Genomic DNA, 21,882 nt, shown 5'->3' on the forward strand with positions numbered 1-21,882 from the left:
CAGAGCAAGAGGGTGAGGCGGTTCGCCGCCCGCCCGTCCCACGAAAAGAGTGTCCATGCTCCAGCTGATCCTCAAGCGTCTGGCCGTCGCCATCCCGACCGTCATCATCGTCTCGATGCTGGTGTTCGGGCTGCAGAAGATCCTGCCCGGCGACCCCGCGCTGATGCTGGCCGGCGAGGAGCGCGATCCCGCGGTGATCGAATTCCTGCGCGAGAAATACCGCCTCGACGATCCCATCCCGGTGCAGTATCTCGCCTGGATCGCCAATGTCGCGGGAGGCGATTTCGGCAAGTCGCTGCGCACCGACGTTCCCGTGCGCACCCTCATCGTCCAGAAGCTGCCGGTCACCATCCAGCTCGCCGTCATGGCGATGCTCGTCGCCATCCTCATCGGCGTGCCCACGGGCATCATCTCGGCGGTCAAGAAGGGCAGCTTCACCGACTACGCCGCCAATGTGGTCGCGCTTTCAGGCCTGTCGATCCCGAACTTCTGGCTCGGCCTCCTGATGATCTTCCTCGTCTCGGTTCAACTCGGCTGGTTGCCGGCCTCGGGCTACGTGCCGCCCGGCGAGGACTTCTGGCTGTCGATCAAGACCATGCTGATGCCGGCCTTCGTCCTCGGCACCGGACTTGCCGCGACGCTGATGCGCCACACCCGCTCGGCGATGATCGGCGTGCTGCAGTCCGACTATATCCGCACCGCCCGGGCCAAGGGCCTTCGCCAGAACGCCGTCGTCTACAAGCATGCGCTGCGCAACGCCCTGGTGCCGCTGGTGACGCTGCTCGCCCTCCTCTTCGGCGAGCTTCTCGGCGGCGCGGTCCTTACCGAGCAGATCTTCTCCATCCCCGGCTTCGGCAAGCTGACGGTCGACGCCGTGTTCAACCGCGACTACGCGGTGGTGCAGGGCATCGTTTTGTGCACCGCCATCGGCTTCATCGCCATGAACCTCGTCGCCGACGTCGTCTACATCCTCATCAACCCGCGGCTGAGGGGCGCATGAGCACCGTCGAAGTGTCCGCCTCGCTGGAAACGGCACCGATCGAAGAGGCGGCGCCCCGCCAGCGCGGCCGTGCCCTGGGCAAGTTCCTCGCCAACCGCGGCGCCATCGTCGGCGGGCTGGTCGTGGCGATGTTCGTCTTCCTCGCCGTTTTCGCCCACTGGATCGCGCCCATCGACCCGTTGGCGACGAGCTTTTCGGCGATCCGCAAGGCGCCCTCGGCGGCGCACTGGTTCGGCACCGACGAACTCGGCCGCGACGTCTTCAGCCGCATGCTGTTTGGCGCGCAGGCCTCGCTTCTGGCCGGCGTCGTCTCGGTGGTGATCGCGGTCCTCGTCGGCGTGCCCTTCGGCGTTCTGGCCGGCTACTTCGGCGGCTGGACCGACATGGCCGTGTCGCGCGTCGCCGATGCGCTCCTGTCCATCCCCTTCCTGATCCTCGCCATCGCGCTCGCGGCCTTTCTCGGGCCGAGCCTTTCCAATGCGATGATCGCCATCGGCCTCTCCTATACCCCGATCTTCGTGCGCCTCGCCCGCGGCCAGACGCTCAGCGTCAAGGCCGAGGACTATGTCGAGGGAGCGCACGCCATCGGCCTGCCGGCGCGCTGGATCATGGTGCGCTACGTCCTGCCCAACATCCTGCCGCCGCTCATCGTCCAGGCCTCGCTCGCCATCGCCACCGCCATCATCGCGGAAGCCAGCCTCTCCTTCCTCGGCCTCGGCCAGCAGCCCCCCGACCCGTCCTGGGGCTCGATGCTGAACACGGCGAAGAATTTCATGAGCCAGGCGCCCTGGATGTCGATCTTTCCCGGCGCGGCGATCTTCCTTCTCGTCCTCGGCTTCAACCTTCTCGGCGACGGCCTGCGCGACGCGCTCGACCCGCGCGACACCTGAAATGCCGCGGCGGCCGCCCTGCCAGGGCGTCGCTCGGCGTGCGTTTTCCTGAAAGGCATTTCCATGTTCACCACCAGACCCGAACTCCTCGGCACCTTCGGCGCCGTCGCCTCCACCCACTGGATCGCCTCGGCCGTCGGCATGGGCATTCTCGAGCGTGGCGGCAACGCCTTCGACGCCGGCATCGCCACCGCCTTCGTGCTGCAGATCGTCGAGCCGCATCTCGTCGGCCCGGCCGGCGACGTGCCGGTGATCTTCCATTCGGTGAAGACGGGGAAGACCGAGGTCCTCTGCGGCCAGGCGCCGGCGCCCGCCGGCGCGACGATCGAGCACTACAAGGCCGAGGGCCTGACGCTGGTGCCGGGCAACGGCATGCTGGCGACCGTCATCCCCGGCGCCTTCGACGCGTGGATGCTCTTGCTGCGCGACCACGGCACGATGACCGTGCGCGACGTCCTGGAACCCGCGATCTACTACGCCGAATCCGGCCACCCGATGCTGCCGCGCGTCGCCGACACGATTTCCGGCCTCAAGGGCTTCTTCGAAAAGGAATGGCCGACGACGGCGGCGACCTTCCTGCCGGGCGGCGAGGCACCGAAGGCGCACGCGCTGTTCAGGAACCCGGCGCTCGCCGCCACGTGGAAGCGGATCATCTCGGAGGCCGAGTCCGTCGGCGCCGACCGCGAGGCCCAGGTCGAGGCGGCCCGACACGCCTTCTACAACGGGTTCGTGGCCGAGGCGATCGACGGTTTCGTGCGCCGCACCGAGGTGATGGACGAGAGCGGCAGCCGTCACAAAGGCGTTCTGACGGCCGACGACATGGCCGGATGGCAGGCGCATTACGAGGCACCGACCACCTATGACTACGGCGGCCAGACCGTCAACAAGATCGGACCCTGGGGGCAGGGACCGGTCTTCCTGCAGACACTGGCGCTGCTCAAAGGCTTCGACCTCGGCGCGACGAAGCCGGCGGGCGCCGAGTTCATCCACCTCGTCACCGAGGCGATGAAGCTCGCCTTCGCCGACCGCGAGGCCTATTACGGCGATCCCGACTTCGTTGGTGTCCCGGTCGAGACGCTCCTGTCCGACGCCTACAATGACGAGCGCCGCAAGCTCATCACCGACGCCGCCTCCTACGAGCTGCGCCCCGGCACCGTGCCCGGCTTCGAGGACCAGGTGTCGCGCATGATGGCGGCGCTGGAGCGCCTGTCCGACAAGACGGGCACCAAGCAGGTGAACGAGCCGACGACGGCGGCCATGCGCTCGGCCCGGCGCGGCGACACCGTCCACATCGACGTCGCCGACCGCTGGGGCAATGTCATGGCGGCCATGCCGTCCGGCGGCTGGCTGCAGTCCTCGCCAACCATCCCCGAACTCGGCTTCATGCTGAACTCGCGGGCCCAGATGTTCTGGCTGGAGCCGGACCTGCCGGCCTCGTTGGCGCCTGGAAAACGCCCGCGCACCACGCTGACACCGACGCTGACGACGCGCGACGGCAAGCCGTTCATGGCCTTCGGCTCGCCCGGCGGCGACCAGCAGGAGCAGTGGCAGCTGCTCCTCTTCCTGCGCAGCGTCCATCACGGCCTCAACCTGCAGGAATCGATCGACCTGCCGATGTCGCACACCTCGCACTTCCCGAGCTCCTTCCATCCCCGCTCGCGCGCTCCCGGCCGCCTTCACATCGAGGAGAGCTTTGGCCCCGAGGTGCTGGCCGAACTGAAGCGCCGCGGCCACGATCTCGAGGAAGCGCCGGCCTGGACGATCGGCCGGCTCGTCGCCGTCGCGCGCGAATCCGACGGGCTTCTGCGGGCTGCAGCAACGCCGCGGCTGATGCAGGCCTACGCCATCGCGCGCTGAGGGTGGGGCACGCCGCTTGCGAGTAAAGCGGGGTCGTGTCCGTCAACGTGGTGGAAATTGAGTGTAGCTGAAGCGGCTCCGTTTCAGGCGACTTCGGTGGAAATCTGTTCGGGTTTTGCAGTGTTGCCCATGGCCATGAGGTCGGCCATGGGTTCGGTCTGCATGTAGCGGTTCTGGATCTGCCATTCGTCGTTGGCCTCGAGAAGGACGGCGCCGATGAGCCGGATGATGGATCCCTCGTTCGGGAAGATTCCGACGACGTCGGCACGCCGCTTCACCTCCTTGTTCAGGCGCTCCAGGGAATTCGTCGAATGGATCCGGGTCCGGTGCTGACTGGGAAAATCCATGTGCGCCAGCACGTCGGTCTCGCTGTTGTCGATGAAGGCCCCGAGCTTTGGACACTTTCCCCGAAGCTGGTCGGCGACGTGGCGCAGCGCCTGGCTGGCGCTAGCACGATCGGGCTGGGCGAAGGCTTGGCGCAGCGCGGCCGCCGCCATGCTCTGCTGCGCCTTCGGGACATACGACAGGGCGTTGCGCATCCAATGCACCCGGCAGCGCTGCCAGGAGGCGCTGAACACCCGGCGAATGGCGGCTTTCAGCCCTTCGTGAGCATCCGAGATCACGAGCTTCACGCCGGACAGGCCGCGGCGCACGAGGCTCTTGAGGAAGCTCGACCAAAACGTCTCCGCTTCCGAGGGGCCGATGTGAAGGCCGACGATCTCGCGCTTGCCGTCCGTGTTCACGGCCACGGCGATTATGGCGGCGACCGAAACGATGCGTCCACCCTCGCGCTGCTTCAGGTAGGTCGCATCCAGCCAGAGGTAGGGCCAGTCGCCAGTGAGAGGACGGTCGAGGAAGCCGCCGACGCGTTCGTCGATGTCTTTGCACAGCTTCGATACGGTGCTCTTGCCGATCCCCGACAGCCCCATGGCCTGTACCAGATCGTCGACCCGCCGGGTGGAAACGCCGCTGATCCAAGCTTCCTGAATGACGGCAACCAAGGCCTTCTCCGAGAGCTTTCTCGGCTCCAGGAACGGCGGGAAGTAGCTGCCCTGCCGAAGCTTGGGTATCCGAAGCTGCAACGAGCCGAGCCGCGTGTCGAGCGAGCGGTCGCGGTAGCCATTGCGATAAGTCGCCCGTTCCTGCGTCCGTTCGTGGCGCCCGGCGCCGATCATGCCTTCAACGTCGACCTCCATAAGGAGCTGCATCACGCTCTCGGCTATCGTTCTCAGGAAATCGCCGTCCCCGGCTTTCGCAAAAAGCTCGGCAAGCGGTAGTCTGTCCTCGGTCATCGGGTTCTCCGGTCAGGTTGAAGTCTCGCAACTCCACCTTAGCCGCCCTATCCGGTGACCGCCTCAGCCACACCTTTCAATGTCGGAATTTCCACCACGAGCGCGGACACTACCTAAAGCGGACTGGCTTGAGCTTGGGATCACCCCCCTCTGCCCTGCCGGGCATCTCCCCCTCAAGGGGGGAGATCGGCCGAGCGCAAATGACCTTGTCACGATGCTTCAAGACGAGCCTGAGCATGAACCAGACTGATCTCCCCCTTGAGGGGGAGATGGCCGGCAGGCCAGAGGGGGGCGCCTTGCGCCAGCGTTGACGGTCGCGTGCCCTCAGATCTTCGACGAAAGGTGCGCCACCTGCGCGCCGACCTCGTAATAGGCCTCGCGGACGCCGCGAAACCGCTGCGGCACCGGCGCTGTCACCGGCAGCGGCAATTCGCTTTCCGGCAGTTTTCCCAGAATATGCGCCGCCAGCGTCCGGCCGAACACCGTGCCCGGCGCGATGCCGCGGCCGTTATAGCCGGAGAAGGAGATCACCCGCTCGTCCAGCCGGTGGAATTTCGGCAGCGAATCCGCCGTCATGCCGATCTGGCCGTACCATTGCGCCGCGAAGCCGATGTCGCCGAGTTGCGGGAACAGCCTCTGCAGGCTCAGGCGCGCCCAGCGCCGGTGGATCGCCGCGCCGCTGCCGCGCAAGGCGCCGACGCTGCCGAAGACGAGCCGGTTTTCGCGGTCGAAGCGGAAGGAGGTGAGGACGTCCTTGGTGTCCCAGCAGCCCTGGCGCTCCGGCAGGATCGATCGCGCGAGATTGTCCGACAGCGGCGAGGTCGCGATCTGGAAATAGGGAAGGCGGACGATCTCCTCCCTAATTTCCGGCCAGGGGGTGCTCGTATAGGCATTCGTCGCGACGACCACCCAGTCCGCCGTCACCGAGCCCACGCCCGTGTCGACCCGCCAGTGCCCGCCCGCGCGGGCATAGGCGGTGACGGGGCTCGCCGTGTGGATCACCGCCCCGGCGGCGATCGCCGCGCGGGCGAGGCCCCGGACATAGGCGAGCGGCTGGATGGTCCCGGCGCGACGGTCGAGCAGCGCGGCGCTGTAGGCATTGGTGCCGACGCGGCGCGCGGTCTCGGCGGCATCGAGGAGCTCGACGTCGGCGCCGCGCGCCTGCCACTGCCGCGCCCGCTCGGCGAGGTCCGCTGCGCCCTTGGCGCCGACACCGCAGTGCAGCGTTCCCGCTCGCACCGGCTCGCAGTCGATGCCATGGCGTTCGACGATGTCGAAGACGACGCTGGGGCCGCGACCGAGAAGCTCGAGCAGCCGCTGCCCGTGCACCGCGCCGAGAACGCCGGGGAGGGCATCCGGCATGACCCACATGCCGGCATTGACGAGGCCAACATTGCGGCCCGATCCACCGAAGCCGATTTCCGCCGCCTCCAGCACGACCACCCGGGCGCCGGCCTCGGCCAGATGCAGCGCCGCCGACAGTCCGGTGTAGCCGGCACCGACGATGACGACGTCGGCCGTCACCTTGCCCTGCAGCGGTCGCGTCGGCGGGGCTGCCGCGGCGGTCTTCTCCCACAGGCCATGGGATCTGGGATCGTTGAGCATGCGAAAATTCCGACGTGACGGCGATGGGCTGACCGCGACGACGCGCGGATGATGACAACCCACCAAGACCTATCGGCCGCGCGCCTGCAACATCTCGCCTCGCGCCTCGGTCACATAAACAGCGACGGTGGGCACGGCCCAGCTTCCTGCCGGCCCGGTTTTCCGTGCTGTCGGCCATGACGCGCCGGCCAAACGGATAGACGGCCGCGTTGAGGATGAAGAAGAGCGAATCGGCGGACCAGAGGCTTCCAGAGCAGGCCGAAAAGCCCAGGGTGAACGACGGCAACACCCGCCATCAGGCTACCAGCGGAAGGGTTGGGTCTTCGCTGAATTCGTCGGCGGGGCCGAAGAACTCGTAGTGAACCCGATCGTCGTTCACCCCCGCGCGTCGAAGACCCCTGACGAAGGCGGCAAGGAAAGGCTTCGGGCCGCAGAGATAGTAGTCGGCTTGTTTGATTGGCGTATTCTCCCGGAGCCAATCGATCGTGACGACGCCCTCGGCATCATGGGTCCGGCCGAGGACGTCCTCGCTCCGCGGCGACATGTAGAAGGTCGTGGCCTTCAGGTTCGGTCGGCCCCGCACGAGATTGCGGACGTGGTCGCCCATGGCGTGGGTGCCTCCGTCCTGGGTGCCGTGAACATAGTGGAGCGACACGTTCGTCCCGCGCAGCGCAACTGCTTCGAGCATGCTGACCATCGGCGTCAGGCCGACGCCGCCGGACAGGAGAACGATGGGGCCCTCGGCTTCATCCTTGAGGAAGAAGTCACCAGATGGCGGCGCAATCTTGAGGACGGTGCCAATGTCGGCCCGGTCATGCAGCCAGTTGGATGCATCTCCCATAGGTTCGCGCTTGACCGAGATCCGGTAGGTCTGGCCGTTCGGTGCCGAGGAGATGCTGTAGTTCCGCTTCAGCGCAGCGCCCTCAGCCTGTTCGAGCTGGAAGGTCAGGTACTGGCCGGGGCGGTGCCGGATGACAGGCCCGGCGTCGACGGGACGCAGGAGAAAGGAGGTGACGATATCGCTCTCCCGTATCTTCCTTTCGATGCGGAAGTCCCTCCAGCCGAGCCACCCGCCCTCGGCGGCGGCGAGGTCGCCGTAGATGATCTTCTCGCGCCCGATCAGGATATTGGCCAGGAACCAGTAGGCCTCGCCCCAGGCTTCCAGCACCTCGTCGGTGGCGGCATCGCCAAGGACGTCTGCGATCGCCCCCAGTAGGGCGTTCGCGACGGCGGGGTAATGCTCCGGGCGAATCTGGAGGCCGACATGCTTCTGCGCGATACGCTCGACCGCTGCGCCGAGGGCGCCAAGATTGTCGATGTTCCGCGCGTAGGCGAGGATCGCATCCGTCAGGGCCTTCGGCTGCGAGCCCGTTTCCCCGTGATGCGATGGGTTGAAGAGGGCGCGGATCTCCGGGTCTTCGAACATGCGGCCATACATGGTTCTCACGATTTCGAGGCCATGCGCCTCAAGCGCTGGAACCGTGGCCTTGACGATCGTAATCGTCCGCTCGCTGAGGGGCGAGGTCATGGGATGCTCTCCTGGTGTGCACTGTCGGATGGGATCAGGTGGAGGGGAGGGAGACGGCTCTCTGCCCCGCGGGTGTCTCGGGGCGAAACAGCAATCCCGCCTGGAGGCTGTCCGCGATGCGCCTCGCCTTTGCCGCGAGGAGGTCGGCTGTCGCCGGTTCGAATAGCCGTCGGGCGGTGGCGCTCCAGAGAGCCAGCCATCGCTCGAAATGTTCCGCGCTCAGTCGTTCGCGGAAGGGCAGGTGGGCGCCGAAGGGATTGCCCTTGTATCGCCCGCTGCCGAGCATGATCGAGGACCAGAAGTCGGCGACGCGATCGGAATGGGCGTCCCAGTCATCAACCCGAATCTTGAAGATTGGGCCAAGGAGAGGATCTGCGCGGACATCTTCGTAGAAGGCGCCCACCAACCGGCGCAGGTCCGTTTCCGAGAGAGGCTCGGGCGCTGCGCGCGCACTGGGAGGCGGGGATTTCGTGGTCATCGCTTACATGCAATATCTATGTGTCTTGCCGTGAGACGTATCACGTTGCAGAAAACATGCAACAAAAATGCATGTTTTAACATCCCGAGGATCCCGACCCCAAGTGCGCCTGACCCTTTACTCCGACTACTCGATCCGCGTGCTGGTGTTCCTGACGGCACGGCCGGACCGGCTGTCTTCGATCGCCGAGATCTCCCGGACCTACGGCATCTCGCAGAACCACCTGATGAAGGTGGTGCAACAGCTCGGGAAAGCCGGGCTGGTGACGACGGTCCGCGGGCGCTTGGGCGGCATCCGGCTGGGTCGCCCGCCGAGCGAGATCACCGTCGGCGAGGTCGTGCGGCTGACCGAAGACGGCTTCGAAATCGTCGACTGCAGTTCCTGCATCATCGCGAAAGCCTGCGGCATCCGCGGCATTCTCGCCGAGGCTGCGCGTGCTTTCCTGGCTGTCCTCGACAGACACACGTTCGCTGACCTGCCCAAGGGCGAGCTGGACATCCTCGATGTTCTGGCAGCTTTTCCGGACATGCGGCAGAAGACGGCGGCGGCTGTGGGCGGTCCGGACTGCCAGGCGACACCGCAGGCTGACTCCCCCGCGTCGTGAGGGGCAGAGATTGTCCCCTGAATTCGAAGCAGTGTTGAGAGTGGATCGCCTGGTGCGGAGGGCAATCCGAGAACGGATCCCATGCCGTTTGGAAAGTCGGCACGCCTCATCGATGATCCGTTCGAGATGCGGCCACATGCCCCCCGCGGAAGCCTCGGCAGATTTTTCGATGCTGCTTCTGGGAAAGCGATAAGCCCTTGAAGATCAATGGCTGGCTGGTCGGAGTGGCAGGATTCGAACCTGCGACCCCCTCGTCCCGAACGAGGTGCGCTACCAGGCTGCGCTACACTCCGTGACCTGCGGGGTGTCTATAGCGGCCCTGCTGGCGGCTCGCAAGATGGATTCGCCGATTCTTGCCGCGTCTCGCTCCCGTACCTCTGTCGACCGCTGCCGACGCCCGGCAGCGGCAGACACGGTGCAGCGGTGGCAGACTGGGGCTGGCCGTCACCGGCGATCGAACCGGCTGGCGGACGTCGGCGAGCCCTGTCATCGCACTCCTTCCACCCACCCTTCGAAGGATCGCCCGATCGGTCGTGTCCGTCAACGTGGTGGAAATTGAGTGTAGCTGAAGCGGCTCCGTTTCAGGCGACTTCGGTGGAAATCTGTTCGGGTTTTGCAGTGTTGCCCATGGCCATGAGGTCGGCCATGGGTTCGGTCTGCATGTAGCGGTTCTGGATCTGCCATTCGTCGTTGGCCTCGAGAAGGACGGCGCCGATGAGCCGGATGATGGATCCCTCGTTCGGGAAGATTCCGACGACGTCGGCACGCCGCTTCACCTCCTTGTTCAGGCGCTCCAGGGAATTCGTCGAATGGATCCGGGTCCGGTGCTGACTGGGAAAATCCATGTGCGCCAGCACGTCGGTCTCGCTGTTGTCGATGAAGGCCCCGAGCTTTGGACACTTTCCCCGAAGCTGGTCGGCGACGTGGCGCAGCGCCTGGCTGGCGCTAGCACGATCGGGCTGGGCGAAGGCTTGGCGCAGCGCGGCCGCCGCCATGCTCTGCTGCGCCTTCGGGACATACGACAGGGCGTTGCGCATCCAATGCACCCGGCAGCGCTGCCAGGAGGCGCTGAACACCCGGCGAATGGCGGCTTTCAGCCCTTCGTGAGCATCCGAGATCACGAGCTTCACGCCGGACAGGCCGCGGCGCACGAGGCTCTTGAGGAAGCTCGACCAAAACGTCTCCGCTTCCGAGGGGCCGATGTGAAGGCCGACGATCTCGCGCTTGCCGTCCGTGTTCACGGCCACGGCGATTATGGCGGCGACCGAAACGATGCGTCCACCCTCGCGCTGCTTCAGGTAGGTCGCATCCAGCCAGAGGTAGGGCCAGTCGCCAGTGAGAGGACGGTCGAGGAAGCCGCCGACGCGTTCGTCGATGTCTTTGCACAGCTTCGATACGGTGCTCTTGCCGATCCCCGACAGCCCCATGGCCTGTACCAGATCGTCGACCCGCCGGGTGGAAACGCCGCTGATCCAAGCTTCCTGAATGACGGCAACCAAGGCCTTCTCCGAGAGCTTTCTCGGCTCCAGGAACGGCGGGAAGTAGCTGCCCTGCCGAAGCTTGGGTATCCGAAGCTGCAACGAGCCGAGCCGCGTGTCGAGCGAGCGGTCGCGGTAGCCATTGCGATAAGTCGCCCGTTCCTGCGTCCGTTCGTGGCGCCCGGCGCCGATCATGCCTTCAACGTCGACCTCCATAAGGAGCTGCATCACGCTCTCGGCTATCGTTCTCAGGAAATCGCCGTCCCCGGCTTTCGCAAAAAGCTCGGCAAGCGGTAGTCTGTCCTCGGTCATCGGGTTCTCCGGTCAGGTTGAAGTCTCGCAACTCCACCTTAGCCGCCCTATCCGGTGACCGCCTCAGCCACACCTTTCAATGTCGGAATTTCCACCACGAGCGCGGACACTACCGCCCGATCCGTTGCCAGCCCCGCGCCGAGACGCTATAGACCGGGCGCTCGACCTGAGGGTCGATGGGGCGTCGCCAAGTGGTAAGGCAGCGGCTTTTGGTGCCGCCATTCCCAGGTTCGAATCCTGGCGCCCCAGCCAGATTGCCCAAAACGACCGAATTCTCCGCGATCTTTCCGCCCAGGCTCGCCGGGAACCAAGCCTTTGGCGTCACCGCGAGAGTTGCCTGTCAGATCCGGCAGGGTGTGGCCCGTGCCTTGTGGCTGGCCGATCCGTTTCGGATGGGGCGTCGGCTGTCGGCATCCACCTTCGTCAGGCACCCATGGCGGCGAAGCAGGCCAGCATGCGTTCGGCGTCGGGCTTCATGCCGGTGAAATGCCGGAAGGCGCCGGCGGCCTGAAACACCGCCATGCCGCCGCCATCCACCGTGCGGCAGCCCTTCGCCCGGGCAACGCGCAAAAGCTCGGTCTCCAGCGGAAAATAAACGATTTCGGCAACGAAATGACGGGCCTCGATCAGGTCGGGATCGAGCGGTAGGCCGGGATGGGCGGCCATTCCCGTCGGTGTGGCGTGGACGAGGCCGGTCGCAGCCTCCATGGCCGCCCGAAGATCCCGGCCGGCCTCGACGATCGCCTGTGGGAACTGATGCGTCAGCTTGTCTGCCAGCATCTCGGCGCGTGCGGCATCGCTGTCGAAAATCGTCAGCTGCCGGGTGCCGAGCTGCAGCATGGCGCGGGCGACGGCCGCGCCTGCGCCGCCGGCACCGAGTTGTACGGCAGGCCAATGCCGGCGGCCGCTATCGCCACAAGAGGGAGGGGTACCGCGCCGCGCTCGACCCGAACTTCGGCGGCTGCGGCCGCGCCATCACCGACGACCGCGGCGGCTACGAGTTCCGGACGGTGAAGCTCGGGATCCCAACTGGGCGGAGATATCGGGCGTCTGGCGCGACGACCTCGGGCTTGTGCTCGTCGGGCCGGAAACCCTGGGCGAGCGGATCCTCGTCGAGGGACGCCTGACGGACGGGGCGGGTTCGCCCGTGTGCGATGCGCTGGTCGAGATCTGGCAGGCGGATGCCGGCGGCCTTCACAACTCCTCCGCCGAAACGCGCGGTGCCGCTGATCCGAACTTCGCCGGCTGGGGACGTCAGCCCGTTTCGGACGTCGACGGCTCCTTCCGCTTCGAGACGATCCGGCCCGGGCCCGTGCCGATATCCGACGGGCGCCTCCAGGCGCCGCACATCACGGTCTGGATCGTCGCGCGCGGCATCAATGTCGGCCTGCACACGCGGCTCTATTTCGCCGATGAGGCGGCGGCCAATGCGCGCGACCCGCTTCTCCAGCGCATCCCCGAGCCCGAGCGGCGCGAGACGTTGATCGCGCCACGCACCGAGCGTGACGGCGTGCCGGTCTTCACCTTCGACGTCCGTCTTCAGGGCGAGGGCGAGACCGTGTTCCTCGACATCTGAGACCGTTTATCCGGCGCTGCCGGGACATGCCGGACGACGGCCGCCATGCGGCGCGAAAAGTCCGTAAAGGAGAGACATGGACAAGACGCTTTCCGGCCTGCCCGAAGCCGTCGCCGGGATCGGGGACGGCGCGACGGTGATGATCGGCGGATTCGGCGGCTCGGGGGCTCCGATCGAGCTGATCCATGCGCTGATCGACCGTTTTCTCGCCACCGGACATCCCAGGGGGCTGACGGTCGTCAACAACAATGCCGGCAACGGCCATGTCGGCCTTGCCGCCCTGATCGAGCAGGGCATGGCGGCCAAGCTCATCTGCTCCTTCCCGCGTTCGGCCGATCCGCGCGTCTTCACCGAGCGCTACCTTGCCGGGGAGATCGAACTGGAACTGGTGCCGCAGGGCACGCTCGCCGAGCGCATTCGTGCCGGCGGCGCCGGCATTCCGGCCTTCTACACGCCCACCGGCTACGGCACCGACCTTGCCGAGGGCAAGCCGGTCGAGACGTTCGACGGCCGCCCCTATATCCGCGAGCTGTGGCTGAAGGCCGATTTCGCGCTGGTGAAGGCCCATCTTGGCGACACGCTGGGAAACCTCACCTTCAACAAGGCCGCGCGGAACTTCAATCCGCTGATGTGCACGGCAGCCAGCGTCACCATCGCCCAGGTCTCCAGGATCGTCGCGCCCGGCAGCATCGATCCCGAGCACGTCGTCACGCCCGGTATCTTCGTGCAAGGGATCGTCGAGGTGTCCGATCCCGCCCAGGAAGAAGAGCTGAACCGCGCCGACGCGGTCTATCCGGAGTCCGCCCGATGACGGCCAGACTGACCTCCACCCAGATCGCCTGGCGCGCTGCGCAGGACATCGCCGACGGCGCCTATGTCAATCTCGGCATCGGCTTTCCCGAAATGGTCGCGCGCTTCCAGCCGCCGGGAAGGCAGGCGATCTTCCATACCGAGAACGGCATCCTCGGCTTCGGCGAGGCGCCGGCCGCGGGCGAGGAGGACTGGGACCTCATCAATGCCGGCAAGAAGGCGGTGACGATGCCGAACCCTGGCATTCCGATCGCACGACCATCCTCGATGTCGCGACCACGCTGTCGCTTCTGGCCGGAACGCTCGGCAAGATCGGCCAGGATGTCGCCCTGATGGCGCAGACGGAGGTCGGCGCCATCCGCCTCTCCGGTGGCGGCAGCTCCTCCGCCATGGCGCACAAGCACAATCCCGTCGGGGCGGAAGCGCTCGTCGCCCTCGGCCGTCTGGCAGCGGGGCTGACGGGCACGCTCGGGCAATCGATGATCCACGAGAACGAGCGCTCGGGGGCGGCCTGGATGCTCGAATGGATGCTTCTTCCGCAGATCGCGGAGGCGGCGGGCGCGGCACTCGTCGTCGCCGACCGTCTGTTGTCGGGCGCAAGTTTCACGGACGCATCGCACCGGTAGCCGCGGCCGGACTGGGCAGGCTCTCAGGCCATGGAGAATGCGGGTTTCGCGTTCCGGATACCCGGCCTGGGCGACTTCCGGCAAGCACGGCTTCATGGATTTCGGGGCGGGGCGTGCGCTACGCGTCGATCGGCGGCGTCGGTCTCCTGAGGGGCTCGCCGACGCTTTTTCGGACGACGAGGTTGCCGCTGACCAGAACCTTCACGCCCGGCTGGGGCTCCTTGGATATGATGAGGTCGTCGAGGAGCCGGATGGCCATGGCACCGATCTTCTGCTTGGGGACATTGACCGACGTCAGTGCCGGCTCGAACATGTCGCTCATCGGCAGGTTGTCGAAGCCGATCACCGAAACATCGCGCGGGACGTCGCAGCCACGTTTGCGCAAGGCCTTGATGAAGCCGTAGGCGATGATGTCGTTGGCGCAGAAATACGCTTCCGCGATGGTGCGGTCGTCCGCAAGCTGCGCCTGGGCGTCCCGATAGGCGCCTTCCAGGGTGGAGTCGACCGACAGGATCGCCTGCTCTTCGACCGCAAGGTCGAGCGAGGACATGGCACGCAGGAACGCCTCGTGCCGAAGTCTGAAATTGGTGACGGCGGCATAGCTGCTCACCAGCCCGATGCGCCGAAAACCCAGGCTCTTCAGATAGTCCAGCGACTGGAAGATCGCCTGCTCATTGTCCATGTCGACGAAGTTGGCGTCGACGAAAGGCTTGTAGGTGTCGATGAAAACCATGGGAAGGCCGCATCGCAAAAGGGTCTCGACATCCTCGTCCACGAGCTCGGTTCCGAGCGCCACCACGCCGCGAAGATCGCTTCCGGTCAGCGTGTCGATAAGCCCGCGGGTATCCTCGCCGTCGTGGCTGACCACCTGAAGCGAATAGTCGCGCCGCGTCGCCTCGAACGACATGCCATCGATGTAGTCGGAGATGAAGTGGCTGTGGTCGCGGTTGACGGTATGGCCGTGCTTGGCGATCTTCAGGAAGCAGAGCGTGTTGGCAATGTCGGGCCTCGATCGCGGCTCCCGCGGCGCATAGCGCAGATCCTTCACGGCGCCGAGGACGCGCTGGCGCGTCGCCTCCGAGATTTCGCCCTTGCCATTGATCACGAGCGAGGCCGTGGAGGCCGAGACACCAGCCTGCTCCGCCACCTGCCTCAGTGTGATCGGCCTTTTCTGTCTATCCATTCCCGGTTCCGCGGCGGTGACGGTCTCGCCAAAACAGTTTAGTAAACAAGTCGCCGCCGTTTTGCCACGGGATAGGCTGAAAATTCACTGGAACGCGCACCAGAATCCTGTTGAGTCGCCGCACCGATCCTGATATTTAGTAAATGCCGAAATCATTTACTAAACCTTTGGGAGGAGGGATGCGTAAATTCGATGGCCATTTTGTCTTGCTTCTGGCGCTCGTCGCCGTGCTGCTGGCAACGGGCGGCCTGATTTCGAACACCTATCTCTCGGTCTTCAATCTCCAGTCGATGGCCAGCCAGGTTCCGGAAATCGGCTTGCTGGCGATCGGCGTGATGCTGGCGATGTGCGCGGGCAACGGCGGAATCGATCTTTCCGGGATCGCGCTGGCCAATCTTGCCGGGGTGACCTCCGGGCTCGTCGCCATCAGTCTCTTCGACGCGACCCAGTCGCCGCTGCTGTTCACCGTCGCCTTCGCCGCGGGCGCGGTGGTCGTGGGGCTCCTGGGCGGTCTCCTCAACGGGCTGATCATCGCGCGGCTGGGGATCACGCCGATCCTCTGCACGCTGGGTACCCAGATGCTCTACACGGGGCTCGCCGTGGTCCTCTCCGATGGCCGGTCCCTGACGATCGGCTCGCCCGACCCGCTGTATGCCCTCGGCAACGGCCTCATCTTCGAGATTCCGACGAGCTTTCTGATCTTCTGCGGTGTCGGCGTCATTCTCGGCGGCGTGCTGCGCTACACTCCCTACGGACTGCAGCTCATGCTGACCGGAGCCAATCCGAAGGCGGCGCACTACAGCGGATTTCCGAGGACCCGCATCATCGCGGTGACCTACACGCTGTCCGGCATGCTGGCCGGGCTTTCCGGTCTCATCATCGCGGCCCGCAACGTCAACGTGAAGTGGGACTACGGGACGTCCTACCTGCTGATCGCGATCCTGATCGCGGTGATGGCCGGGGTGCGCCCCGAGGGAGGCTACGGACGGGTCGTGTGCGTCGTCCTGTCGGCGGTCGTCCTGCAGCTGTTGTCGAGCCTGCTCAACTTCATCGGACTTTCCAATTTCGTGCGTGATTTCGCTTGGGGGGCCTTGCTTCTGTGCTTCCTCGCGGTGGGGCGGTTCGCCATCATCGAGCAACTCGGCACGATCTTCACCTCGTTGCGCAGCCCTCGCGCCTCGAAGTCCTGATCCAGAGGGCAACCATCCCGGGAGGAATCGTCGACCATGAAACTGTCATTGAAATCCGCCGCCGCGACCGCGCTGCTCGTCTCTTGCGCCTATCTCGGATCCCAGGCTGCTTGGGCCCAGGACGCCAAGTCGATCACGACCGTCGTCAAGATCAGCGGTATCCCGTGGTTCGACCGCATGAAGACGGGCGTCGACAAGTTCGCGACCGAGCATCCCGACTACAAGATCACCCAGGTCGGTCCGGCGTCGGCCGATTCCGCGCAGCAGTCACAGATCATCCAGGACCTCGTCGCCCAGGGCGTGAGCGCGCTGGCCGTGGTGCCGATGGATCCGAGCATTCTCGAGGGCATCTTCAAGCGTGCCATGGAGCGCGGAACGATCATCGTCACCCATGAAGCCGACAACCAGGTGAACACCCATGTCGACGTCGAGGCCTTCGACAATGGCGCCTACGGCACGGCTCTGAACGAGCGTCTGTCCGAGTGCATGAAGGGCAAGGGCAAGTGGACGACCTTCGTCGGCTCGCTCGGCAGCCGGACGCACATGCAGTGGGTCGGTGCGGGCGAGGAGAACGCCAAGAAGTTTCCGGAGATGACGCTCGTCGATCCGAACAACGAATCCTTCGACGATGCCAACGCCACCTATGAGAAGGCCAAGGAGATCCTGCGCAAGCACCCCGACATCGCGGGCTTCCAGACGTCGGCCGGCAACGACGTCCTCGGTGTCGGTCGCGCGATCGAGGAGGCAGGTCTTGCCGGTAAGGTCTGCCTTGTCGGCACCGGCCTTCCGAACCCCTCGGCCTCCTATCTCGACTCCGGCGCGATCACGGCGATCGGCTTCTGGGATCCCCAGAAGGCGGGCATGGCGATGAACTCGGTCGCCAAGTCCTTGCTCGAGGGCAAGACGATCACCGACGGCATGGATCTCGGCGTCGAGGGCTATGAGAAGGTGACCGTGACGAAGGGCGCCGGCGAGGGGCTGCTCGTCGTCGGCAACGGCATGGTTCTCGCCGACAAGGCCAACTACAAGGAATACCTCTTCTAGAAGATCCGGCGACCCGGCGGCGGGAGGTCTCCCGCCGCCGCACAGGGGACGGTGCGTCCTCCCCGATGACGGCTGAACGACCGAGCCCCCGGGGCAGGGCGAAGGTTTCATCTTTCAAGAGGTTGACCGAGTGTCGAATTCTCCGAGGCCAGACGGCAACTTCCTGGAACTGCGCGGCATCCAGAAGCGCTTCGGCGGCGTGCACGCACTGCGCGGCGTGGACATGGCGATCCGGTCGGGCGAGGCCTACCACCTGCTGGGTGAAAACGGCTGCGGCAAGAGCACCGTCATCAAGATCATGTCCGGCGCCCACGCGCCGAGCGAGGGAGACATATTCCTCGACGGCACGCGCCATGCGGCGCTGACCCCGCTGATGGCGCTCGAGGCCGGGATCGAGACGGTCTACCAGGACCTGTCGCTGCTTCCCAATCTCACCGTCGAGGAAAACGTGGCGCTGGGAGAACAGCTCGTGCACGGAGGCGGGAGGCTGCTGCGCAGGCTCGATCGCGCGCGCCTTTCCGTCACCGCGGTCCATGCCGTGGAGGAGGTCGGGCTGCATCCGACGCGCGCCTTGATGACGACTCCCGTGGCCGACCTTCCGCTGGCGATCCGCCAGCGCGTCGCCATAGCCCGGGCGATCGCCTGCAAGGCACGGCTCGTCATCATGGACGAACCGACGACCTCGCTGACGCGCCAGGAGGTCGAGACGCTGATCGAAGTCGTCGCGCGGTTGCGGGCGCAGAACGTGGCCGTGCTCTTCGTCACGCACAAGCTGGATGAATCCTATCGCATCGGCGGGCAGGCCATCGTGTTCCGCGACGGCGTCTGCGTCGCCCAGGGGCCCATCCAGGACTACACCCGCAGCCAGCTTGCCGAACTGATGACCGGGCGTCCCATCGAGGCCCAGCGCTATCGCCTCGGCGCCCCGCGGGACGAGGTGATGTTTCGCATGACCGGTGTTTCGGCTGGCGACGCCTATCGCGATGTCAGCGTCGAGCTCCGGCGCGGCGAGATTCTCGGTCTCACCGGATTGTCGGACTCCGGACGCAACGAGGTCGCCCTGACCCTTTCGGGGCATCTGCCGGCGACATCGGGAAAGATCGAGCTGGAGGGAGCGCCGGTTCGGATCGAAAGCCCGGCCGCCGCGATATCGCTCGGCATCGGCTACGTCCCGGAGGATCGGCTCGCCGAGGGGCTGTTCCTGGAAAAATCGATCTACGCCAACGAGATCCCGCTGATCCTCGACAAGATCACCGGCTGGCTGGGCATTCTCGACGACCGCAAGGGCCGAGAGGCGGCCCGCCGGATTTCGCAGGAGATGCAGCTCAACACACAGGACATCGACCTGCCCGTCGGCTCGCTCTCGGGCGGAAACCAGCAGCGGGTTCTGATAGGGCGCTGGCTCAGCATCGACCCGAAGCTGCTGGTGCTGCACGGCCCGACCGTCGGCGTCGACGTCGGCTCCAAGGACACGATCTACCGCGCCATCCAGGCGATGGCCGAGCGCGGGATCGGCCTCATCATCGTATCGGACGATCTGCCCGAGCTTTTGCAGAACTGCGACAGGATCGTCGTGATGAACCATGGACGGATCGTGGAAAGCGTCGAGGCCGCAGCGGCGGACGAGGATCGCATCTACGCCGTGATGCTGGCGTCGACAGTCGAGGCGGCACAATGACGATGGCGCAGGAAAAGAGCAGTCAGGCGGCGCCGTCGAAGGGCCTTGCACCCGTCGCGGATCTGCTGCGGCGACGTCCGGAAATCGTCAGCCTGACGATCCTCGTCGCGATCTGCACCGCCGTCGCGCTGATCAATCCAGCCTTCCTGCAAGCCTCCTCGCTGATCGACATGGGCCGGGCCAGCGTCGTGACGGGGCTTTTTGCTCTCGGCGTCTTCGTGGTCCTCGCGGCCGGCGGGATCGACGTCTCCTTCACGGCCATCGCGGCGCTGGCGATGTACTCGTTGACGCTTTTCGTGCTGCAGGTCGCCCCCTGGATGCCGGCCGTCGCCATCGTGGGGATCGCCATCCTTCTGGGGGCCGCCCTCGGCGCGGTCAACGGGCTCCTGGTGCATGGTCTGAGAGTGCCGTCTTTGATCGTGACGATCGGGACGCAGTACCTGTTCCGCGGCATCCTCCTGGCCTTCATCGGCACGGTCTGGTTGATGGAACTGCCGCCGCAGATGCTCTCGTTCGGACGGGCCTCGTTCTTTTCGATCGAAACCGCCAACGGCGCCGTCATCTCCCTGCCGCTCTACTTCCTCGTCTTTCCCGCCGCAGCGCTGGTGACCTGGTTTCTGTTCAAGCGCACGCTGATGGGGCGGGCGATCTTCGCGACCGGCGGAAATCCGCAGGTCGCCGCCCGTCTCGGCTACGACCAGCGCATCGTCCACGTCTTCGTCTTTTCCTATGCCGGCGCGCTGGCCGGGCTCGCCGGCATCATCCACGTCTGCGCCAACAGGATGGCCAATCCGTTCGATCTGGTCGGAACGGAAATCAGCGTGATCGCGGCCGTCGTCCTCGGCGGGGCGCGCATCACGGGGGGGACGGGATCGGTCTTCGGCACGGTGCTCGGAGTCCTCCTGATCACGGTCGTCGACAATGTCCTCGTGCTCATCGGCATTCCCAGCACATGGCAGCGCGTCGTCGTCGGCAGTTTCATCCTCCTCGCGGGCGCCTTCTTCGTGACGCGCCAGCGCAAGTTCCACTCCCAGAGCGTGAAGTGAGCCCCATGAAGAAATTTCTGAACAAGCCCGAAGACTTCGCCGACGAAATGCTGGAGGGGATCTACCTCGCGCATCCACAGGTGCGCAGCGTTGCCGAGGACAAGCGCTGCTTCGTCACGGCAAAGCCCGTCGCCGGCAAGGTCGGCATCGTGACCGGCGGCGGCTCGGGCCACCTGCCGCTGTTTCTCGGCTATGTCGGCGACGGCATGCTCGACGGGGCCGCCGTCGGCGGCGTGTTCCAGTCGCCGAGTTCCGAGCAGATCCTCGAGGTCACCAAATACGTGGACCAGGGCTCGGGCGTCCTCTACCTCTACGGCAATTACACCGGCGATATCATGAACTTCGACATGGCCGCAGAACTCGCCGATCTCGACGGGATCAGCGTTTCCACGGTCATCGGCAATGACGATGTCGCCTCCTCGGTGGTCGGCGAGGAACACAAGCGTCGCGGCGTGGCCGGCATCTTCTTTCTCTACAAGGCGGCCGGCGCGGCGGCGGCGGAGATGAGGACACTCGCGGAAGTGACGCGCATCGCCGACAAGGCGCGCCAGCGCACCCGGACGATGGGCGTCGCTCTGTCGGCCTGCATCGTTCCGGAAATCGGACGCCCGAGTTTCGAGATCGGGGCGGACGAGATGGAGATCGGCATGGGCATCCATGGCGAGCCCGGCATTTCCCGCACCAGCCTCGCCCGCGCCGACGACGTCGTCGACGCGCTGATCGATCGCATCGTCGCCGAGCAGGACTACCGGAAGGGCGACGAGGTCGCCGTCCTGATGAACGGCCTCGGCAGCACGCCGCTCGAGGAACTCTACATCATGTACCGCCGGGTGTGGCAGCGGTTCGACGCCATCGGCGTGCGTGTGCGGCACGTCTTTGTCGGCGAGTTTGCCACCTCGATGGAGATGGCCGGTGCATCCGTGTCGGTCCTGCATCTGGACGACGAACTCGCGCCATTGATCGCACGGGCGGCCAACACGCCGTTCTTCCAGCATATTTCCGGCTGAGGGCGCCTCATGGAAGCTCTGACCACGCGAGACGTGACAGCGCTGTTCGAGCGCTTCGCCGCGGTTTTCGAGGACAAGCGGGATTTTCTGATCGCGCTCGACGGAAAGGTCGGGGACAGCGATCTCGGGATCACCATGGCGAAGGGTTTTGCCGCCGCCCGCGACGCGGTGGCAGCCCTCGAGGCGCCGAGCCCCGCCGAGCAGATGAAGATCGCGGGGACGGCGATCGCCAGGGCCGCGCCCTCGACGATGGGCACGTTGATGGCGACGGGATTCCTGCGCGGATCCAAGGCGATCGAGGGCGTCGATCGTATCGATACGCCGGCCCTCGCCCGCTTCTGGACGGCCTATCGCGACGGGGTGGCCCAGCGCGGCCGCGCCGCCGTCGGCGACAAGACGGTTCTCGACGTGCTGCATCCCGTCGCCGAGACGTTCACCGCCGAAGCCGGGCAAAATTCCCCGCTCGAGGCGGCCCTGACCGCTGCGGCCGCCTCTGCTGCCGCAGCCCTCGAAGCGACCAAGGACCTCGTCGCCCAGCATGGCAAGGCCGCGGCCTTCCAGGAGAAGTCGCGCGGCCTTGCCGACGCCGGCGGAACCGTCGCGGTGATCCTCGTCGAGACGCTGCGGGATTTCGTCGCCTCCAAAAAGGGTTAGGTCGACGCGGAAAGCGTCCACACA

The 21,882-nt window shown here is 65.8% G+C and carries 17 protein-coding genes, 2 tRNA genes and 5 pseudogenes; 16 read left to right on the plus strand and 8 right to left on the minus strand.

The genetic code is table 11. From position 1 onward, the window contains the following. Window positions 1-55: 55 nt before the first annotated feature. From Sa4125_RS03455 to Sa4125_RS03465, 3 genes are read left to right on the plus strand one after another with little or no spacing between them, the layout of a single operon-like run. A complete protein-coding gene (locus Sa4125_RS03455; RefSeq protein WP_224003701.1) occupies window positions 56-1,000 on the plus strand; it encodes an ABC transporter permease in 945 nt (314 codons plus the stop codon). After that, window positions 997-1,890: an ABC transporter permease gene (locus Sa4125_RS03460; RefSeq protein ID WP_224003703.1), complete on the plus strand. Its 894-nt coding sequence runs from the start codon at window positions 997-999 to the stop codon at window positions 1,888-1,890. Before Sa4125_RS03455 ends, Sa4125_RS03460 begins: the two co-directional genes overlap by 4 nt. A gap of 57 nt (window positions 1,891-1,947) precedes the next feature. Then, window positions 1,948-3,747: a gamma-glutamyltransferase family protein gene (locus tag Sa4125_RS03465; protein ID WP_224007497.1), complete on the plus strand. Its 1,800-nt coding sequence runs from the start codon at window positions 1,948-1,950 to the stop codon at window positions 3,745-3,747. Window positions 3,748-3,830: 83 nt separating this feature from the next. On the opposite strand, the gene Sa4125_RS03470 is transcribed toward Sa4125_RS03465, so the two are convergent. The 4 genes from Sa4125_RS03470 to Sa4125_RS03485 all read right to left on the minus strand — a co-directional run bounded on the left by Sa4125_RS03470 (window position 3,831) and on the right by Sa4125_RS03485 (window position 8,650). Beyond that, window positions 3,831-5,039: an IS256 family transposase gene (locus Sa4125_RS03470; RefSeq protein WP_223998301.1), complete on the minus strand. Its 1,209-nt coding sequence runs from the start codon at window positions 5,037-5,039 to the stop codon at window positions 3,831-3,833. Between the two features lie 324 nt (window positions 5,040-5,363). Then, a complete protein-coding gene (locus Sa4125_RS03475) occupies window positions 5,364-6,644 on the minus strand; it encodes an FAD-binding oxidoreductase (protein WP_224003705.1) in 1,281 nt (426 codons plus the stop codon). A 295-nt stretch (window positions 6,645-6,939) separates the two neighbouring features. Beyond that, complete coding sequence (hmpA, locus tag Sa4125_RS03480) at window positions 6,940-8,172, minus strand: NO-inducible flavohemoprotein (protein WP_224003707.1); 1,233 nt, start codon at window positions 8,170-8,172, stop codon at window positions 6,940-6,942. 34 nt (window positions 8,173-8,206) lie between these two features. Continuing rightward, a complete protein-coding gene (locus Sa4125_RS03485) occupies window positions 8,207-8,650 on the minus strand; it encodes a group III truncated hemoglobin (protein WP_224003710.1) in 444 nt (147 codons plus the stop codon). Between the two features lie 103 nt (window positions 8,651-8,753). On the opposite strand from Sa4125_RS03485, the gene Sa4125_RS03490 reads away from it, so the two are divergent. Further along, window positions 8,754-9,254 carry an Rrf2 family transcriptional regulator gene (locus Sa4125_RS03490; RefSeq protein WP_224003712.1) on the plus strand — a complete coding sequence of 167 codons (501 nt, stop codon included), beginning with the start codon at window positions 8,754-8,756 and terminating at the stop codon, window positions 9,252-9,254. Between the two features lie 216 nt (window positions 9,255-9,470). Here Sa4125_RS03490 and Sa4125_RS03495 read toward each other — a convergent pair. Both Sa4125_RS03495 and Sa4125_RS03500 read right to left on the minus strand, forming a co-directional pair. Beyond that, window positions 9,471-9,547, minus strand: a tRNA-Pro gene (locus tag Sa4125_RS03495). 288 nt (window positions 9,548-9,835) lie between these two features. Then, on the minus strand, window positions 9,836-11,044 hold the full coding sequence (locus Sa4125_RS03500) for an IS256 family transposase (protein WP_223998301.1): 1,209 nt from the start codon (window positions 11,042-11,044) through the stop codon (window positions 9,836-9,838). Between the two features lie 177 nt (window positions 11,045-11,221). On the opposite strand from Sa4125_RS03500, the gene Sa4125_RS03505 reads away from it, so the two are divergent. After that, window positions 11,222-11,296 (plus strand) — tRNA-Gln (locus tag Sa4125_RS03505). 171 nt (window positions 11,297-11,467) lie between these two features. On the opposite strand, the pseudogene Sa4125_RS03510 reads toward Sa4125_RS03505, so the two are convergent. Further along, a pseudogene (locus Sa4125_RS03510) lies at window positions 11,468-11,932 on the minus strand (shikimate dehydrogenase); the annotation flags it as partial. Here Sa4125_RS03510 and Sa4125_RS03515 point away from each other — a divergent pair. The 5 genes and pseudogenes from Sa4125_RS03515 to Sa4125_RS03535 form a co-directional block, all read left to right on the plus strand. Then, window positions 11,932-12,171: pseudogene (locus Sa4125_RS03515) on the plus strand (hypothetical protein); the annotation flags it as partial. The pseudogenes Sa4125_RS03510 and Sa4125_RS03515 overlap by 1 nt on opposite strands. Continuing rightward, a pseudogene (pcaG, locus tag Sa4125_RS03520) lies at window positions 12,069-12,620 on the plus strand (protocatechuate 3,4-dioxygenase subunit alpha); the annotation flags it as partial. The pseudogenes Sa4125_RS03515 and pcaG, both read left to right, overlap by 103 nt. Window positions 12,621-12,696: 76 nt before the next feature. After that, on the plus strand, window positions 12,697-13,431 hold the full coding sequence (locus tag Sa4125_RS03525; protein WP_224003714.1) for a 3-oxoacid CoA-transferase subunit A: 735 nt from the start codon (window positions 12,697-12,699) through the stop codon (window positions 13,429-13,431). After that, window positions 13,428-13,661 (plus strand): annotated as a pseudogene (locus Sa4125_RS03530) (CoA-transferase); the annotation flags it as partial. The gene Sa4125_RS03525 and the pseudogene Sa4125_RS03530, both read left to right, overlap by 4 nt. A gap of 50 nt (window positions 13,662-13,711) precedes the next feature. Continuing rightward, window positions 13,712-14,056, plus strand: a pseudogene (locus Sa4125_RS03535) (lyase family protein); the annotation flags it as partial. A 118-nt stretch (window positions 14,057-14,174) separates the two neighbouring features. On the opposite strand, the gene Sa4125_RS03540 reads toward Sa4125_RS03535, so the two are convergent. Continuing rightward, window positions 14,175-15,239 (minus strand): LacI family DNA-binding transcriptional regulator, encoded by a 1,065-nt coding sequence (locus tag Sa4125_RS03540; RefSeq protein WP_224003716.1) that lies wholly within the window; start codon window positions 15,237-15,239, stop codon window positions 14,175-14,177. A 179-nt stretch (window positions 15,240-15,418) separates the two neighbouring features. On the opposite strand from Sa4125_RS03540, the gene Sa4125_RS03545 reads away from it, so the two are divergent. The 6 genes from Sa4125_RS03545 (at window position 15,419) to Sa4125_RS03570 (ending at window position 21,858) form a co-directional block, all read left to right on the plus strand. Next, window positions 15,419-16,429 (plus strand): ABC transporter permease, encoded by a 1,011-nt coding sequence (locus Sa4125_RS03545; RefSeq protein WP_224003718.1) that lies wholly within the window; start codon window positions 15,419-15,421, stop codon window positions 16,427-16,429. A gap of 36 nt (window positions 16,430-16,465) precedes the next feature. Beyond that, entirely contained in the window at window positions 16,466-17,473 is a 1,008-nt protein-coding gene (locus Sa4125_RS03550; RefSeq protein WP_224003720.1) for a substrate-binding domain-containing protein, read from the plus strand. A 130-nt stretch (window positions 17,474-17,603) separates the two neighbouring features. Beyond that, window positions 17,604-19,151: a sugar ABC transporter ATP-binding protein gene (locus Sa4125_RS03555; RefSeq protein WP_224003722.1), complete on the plus strand. Its 1,548-nt coding sequence runs from the start codon at window positions 17,604-17,606 to the stop codon at window positions 19,149-19,151. Between the two features lie 2 nt (window positions 19,152-19,153). Beyond that, window positions 19,154-20,197: an ABC transporter permease gene (locus tag Sa4125_RS03560; RefSeq protein WP_224003724.1), complete on the plus strand. Its 1,044-nt coding sequence runs from the start codon at window positions 19,154-19,156 to the stop codon at window positions 20,195-20,197. A 5-nt stretch (window positions 20,198-20,202) separates the two neighbouring features. After that, on the plus strand, window positions 20,203-21,204 hold the full coding sequence (locus Sa4125_RS03565; protein WP_224003726.1) for a dihydroxyacetone kinase subunit DhaK: 1,002 nt from the start codon (window positions 20,203-20,205) through the stop codon (window positions 21,202-21,204). 9 nt (window positions 21,205-21,213) lie between these two features. Next, the gene (locus Sa4125_RS03570) at window positions 21,214-21,858 is read left to right on the plus strand and encodes a dihydroxyacetone kinase subunit L (RefSeq protein ID WP_224003728.1); all 645 of its coding nucleotides are present in this window, start codon (window positions 21,214-21,216) and stop codon (window positions 21,856-21,858) included. The last annotated feature ends 24 nt before the right edge of the window (window positions 21,859-21,882 follow it).

This window comes from Aureimonas sp. SA4125 (assembly GCF_019973775.1).
GTDB lineage: Bacteria > Pseudomonadota > Alphaproteobacteria > Rhizobiales > Rhizobiaceae > Plantimonas.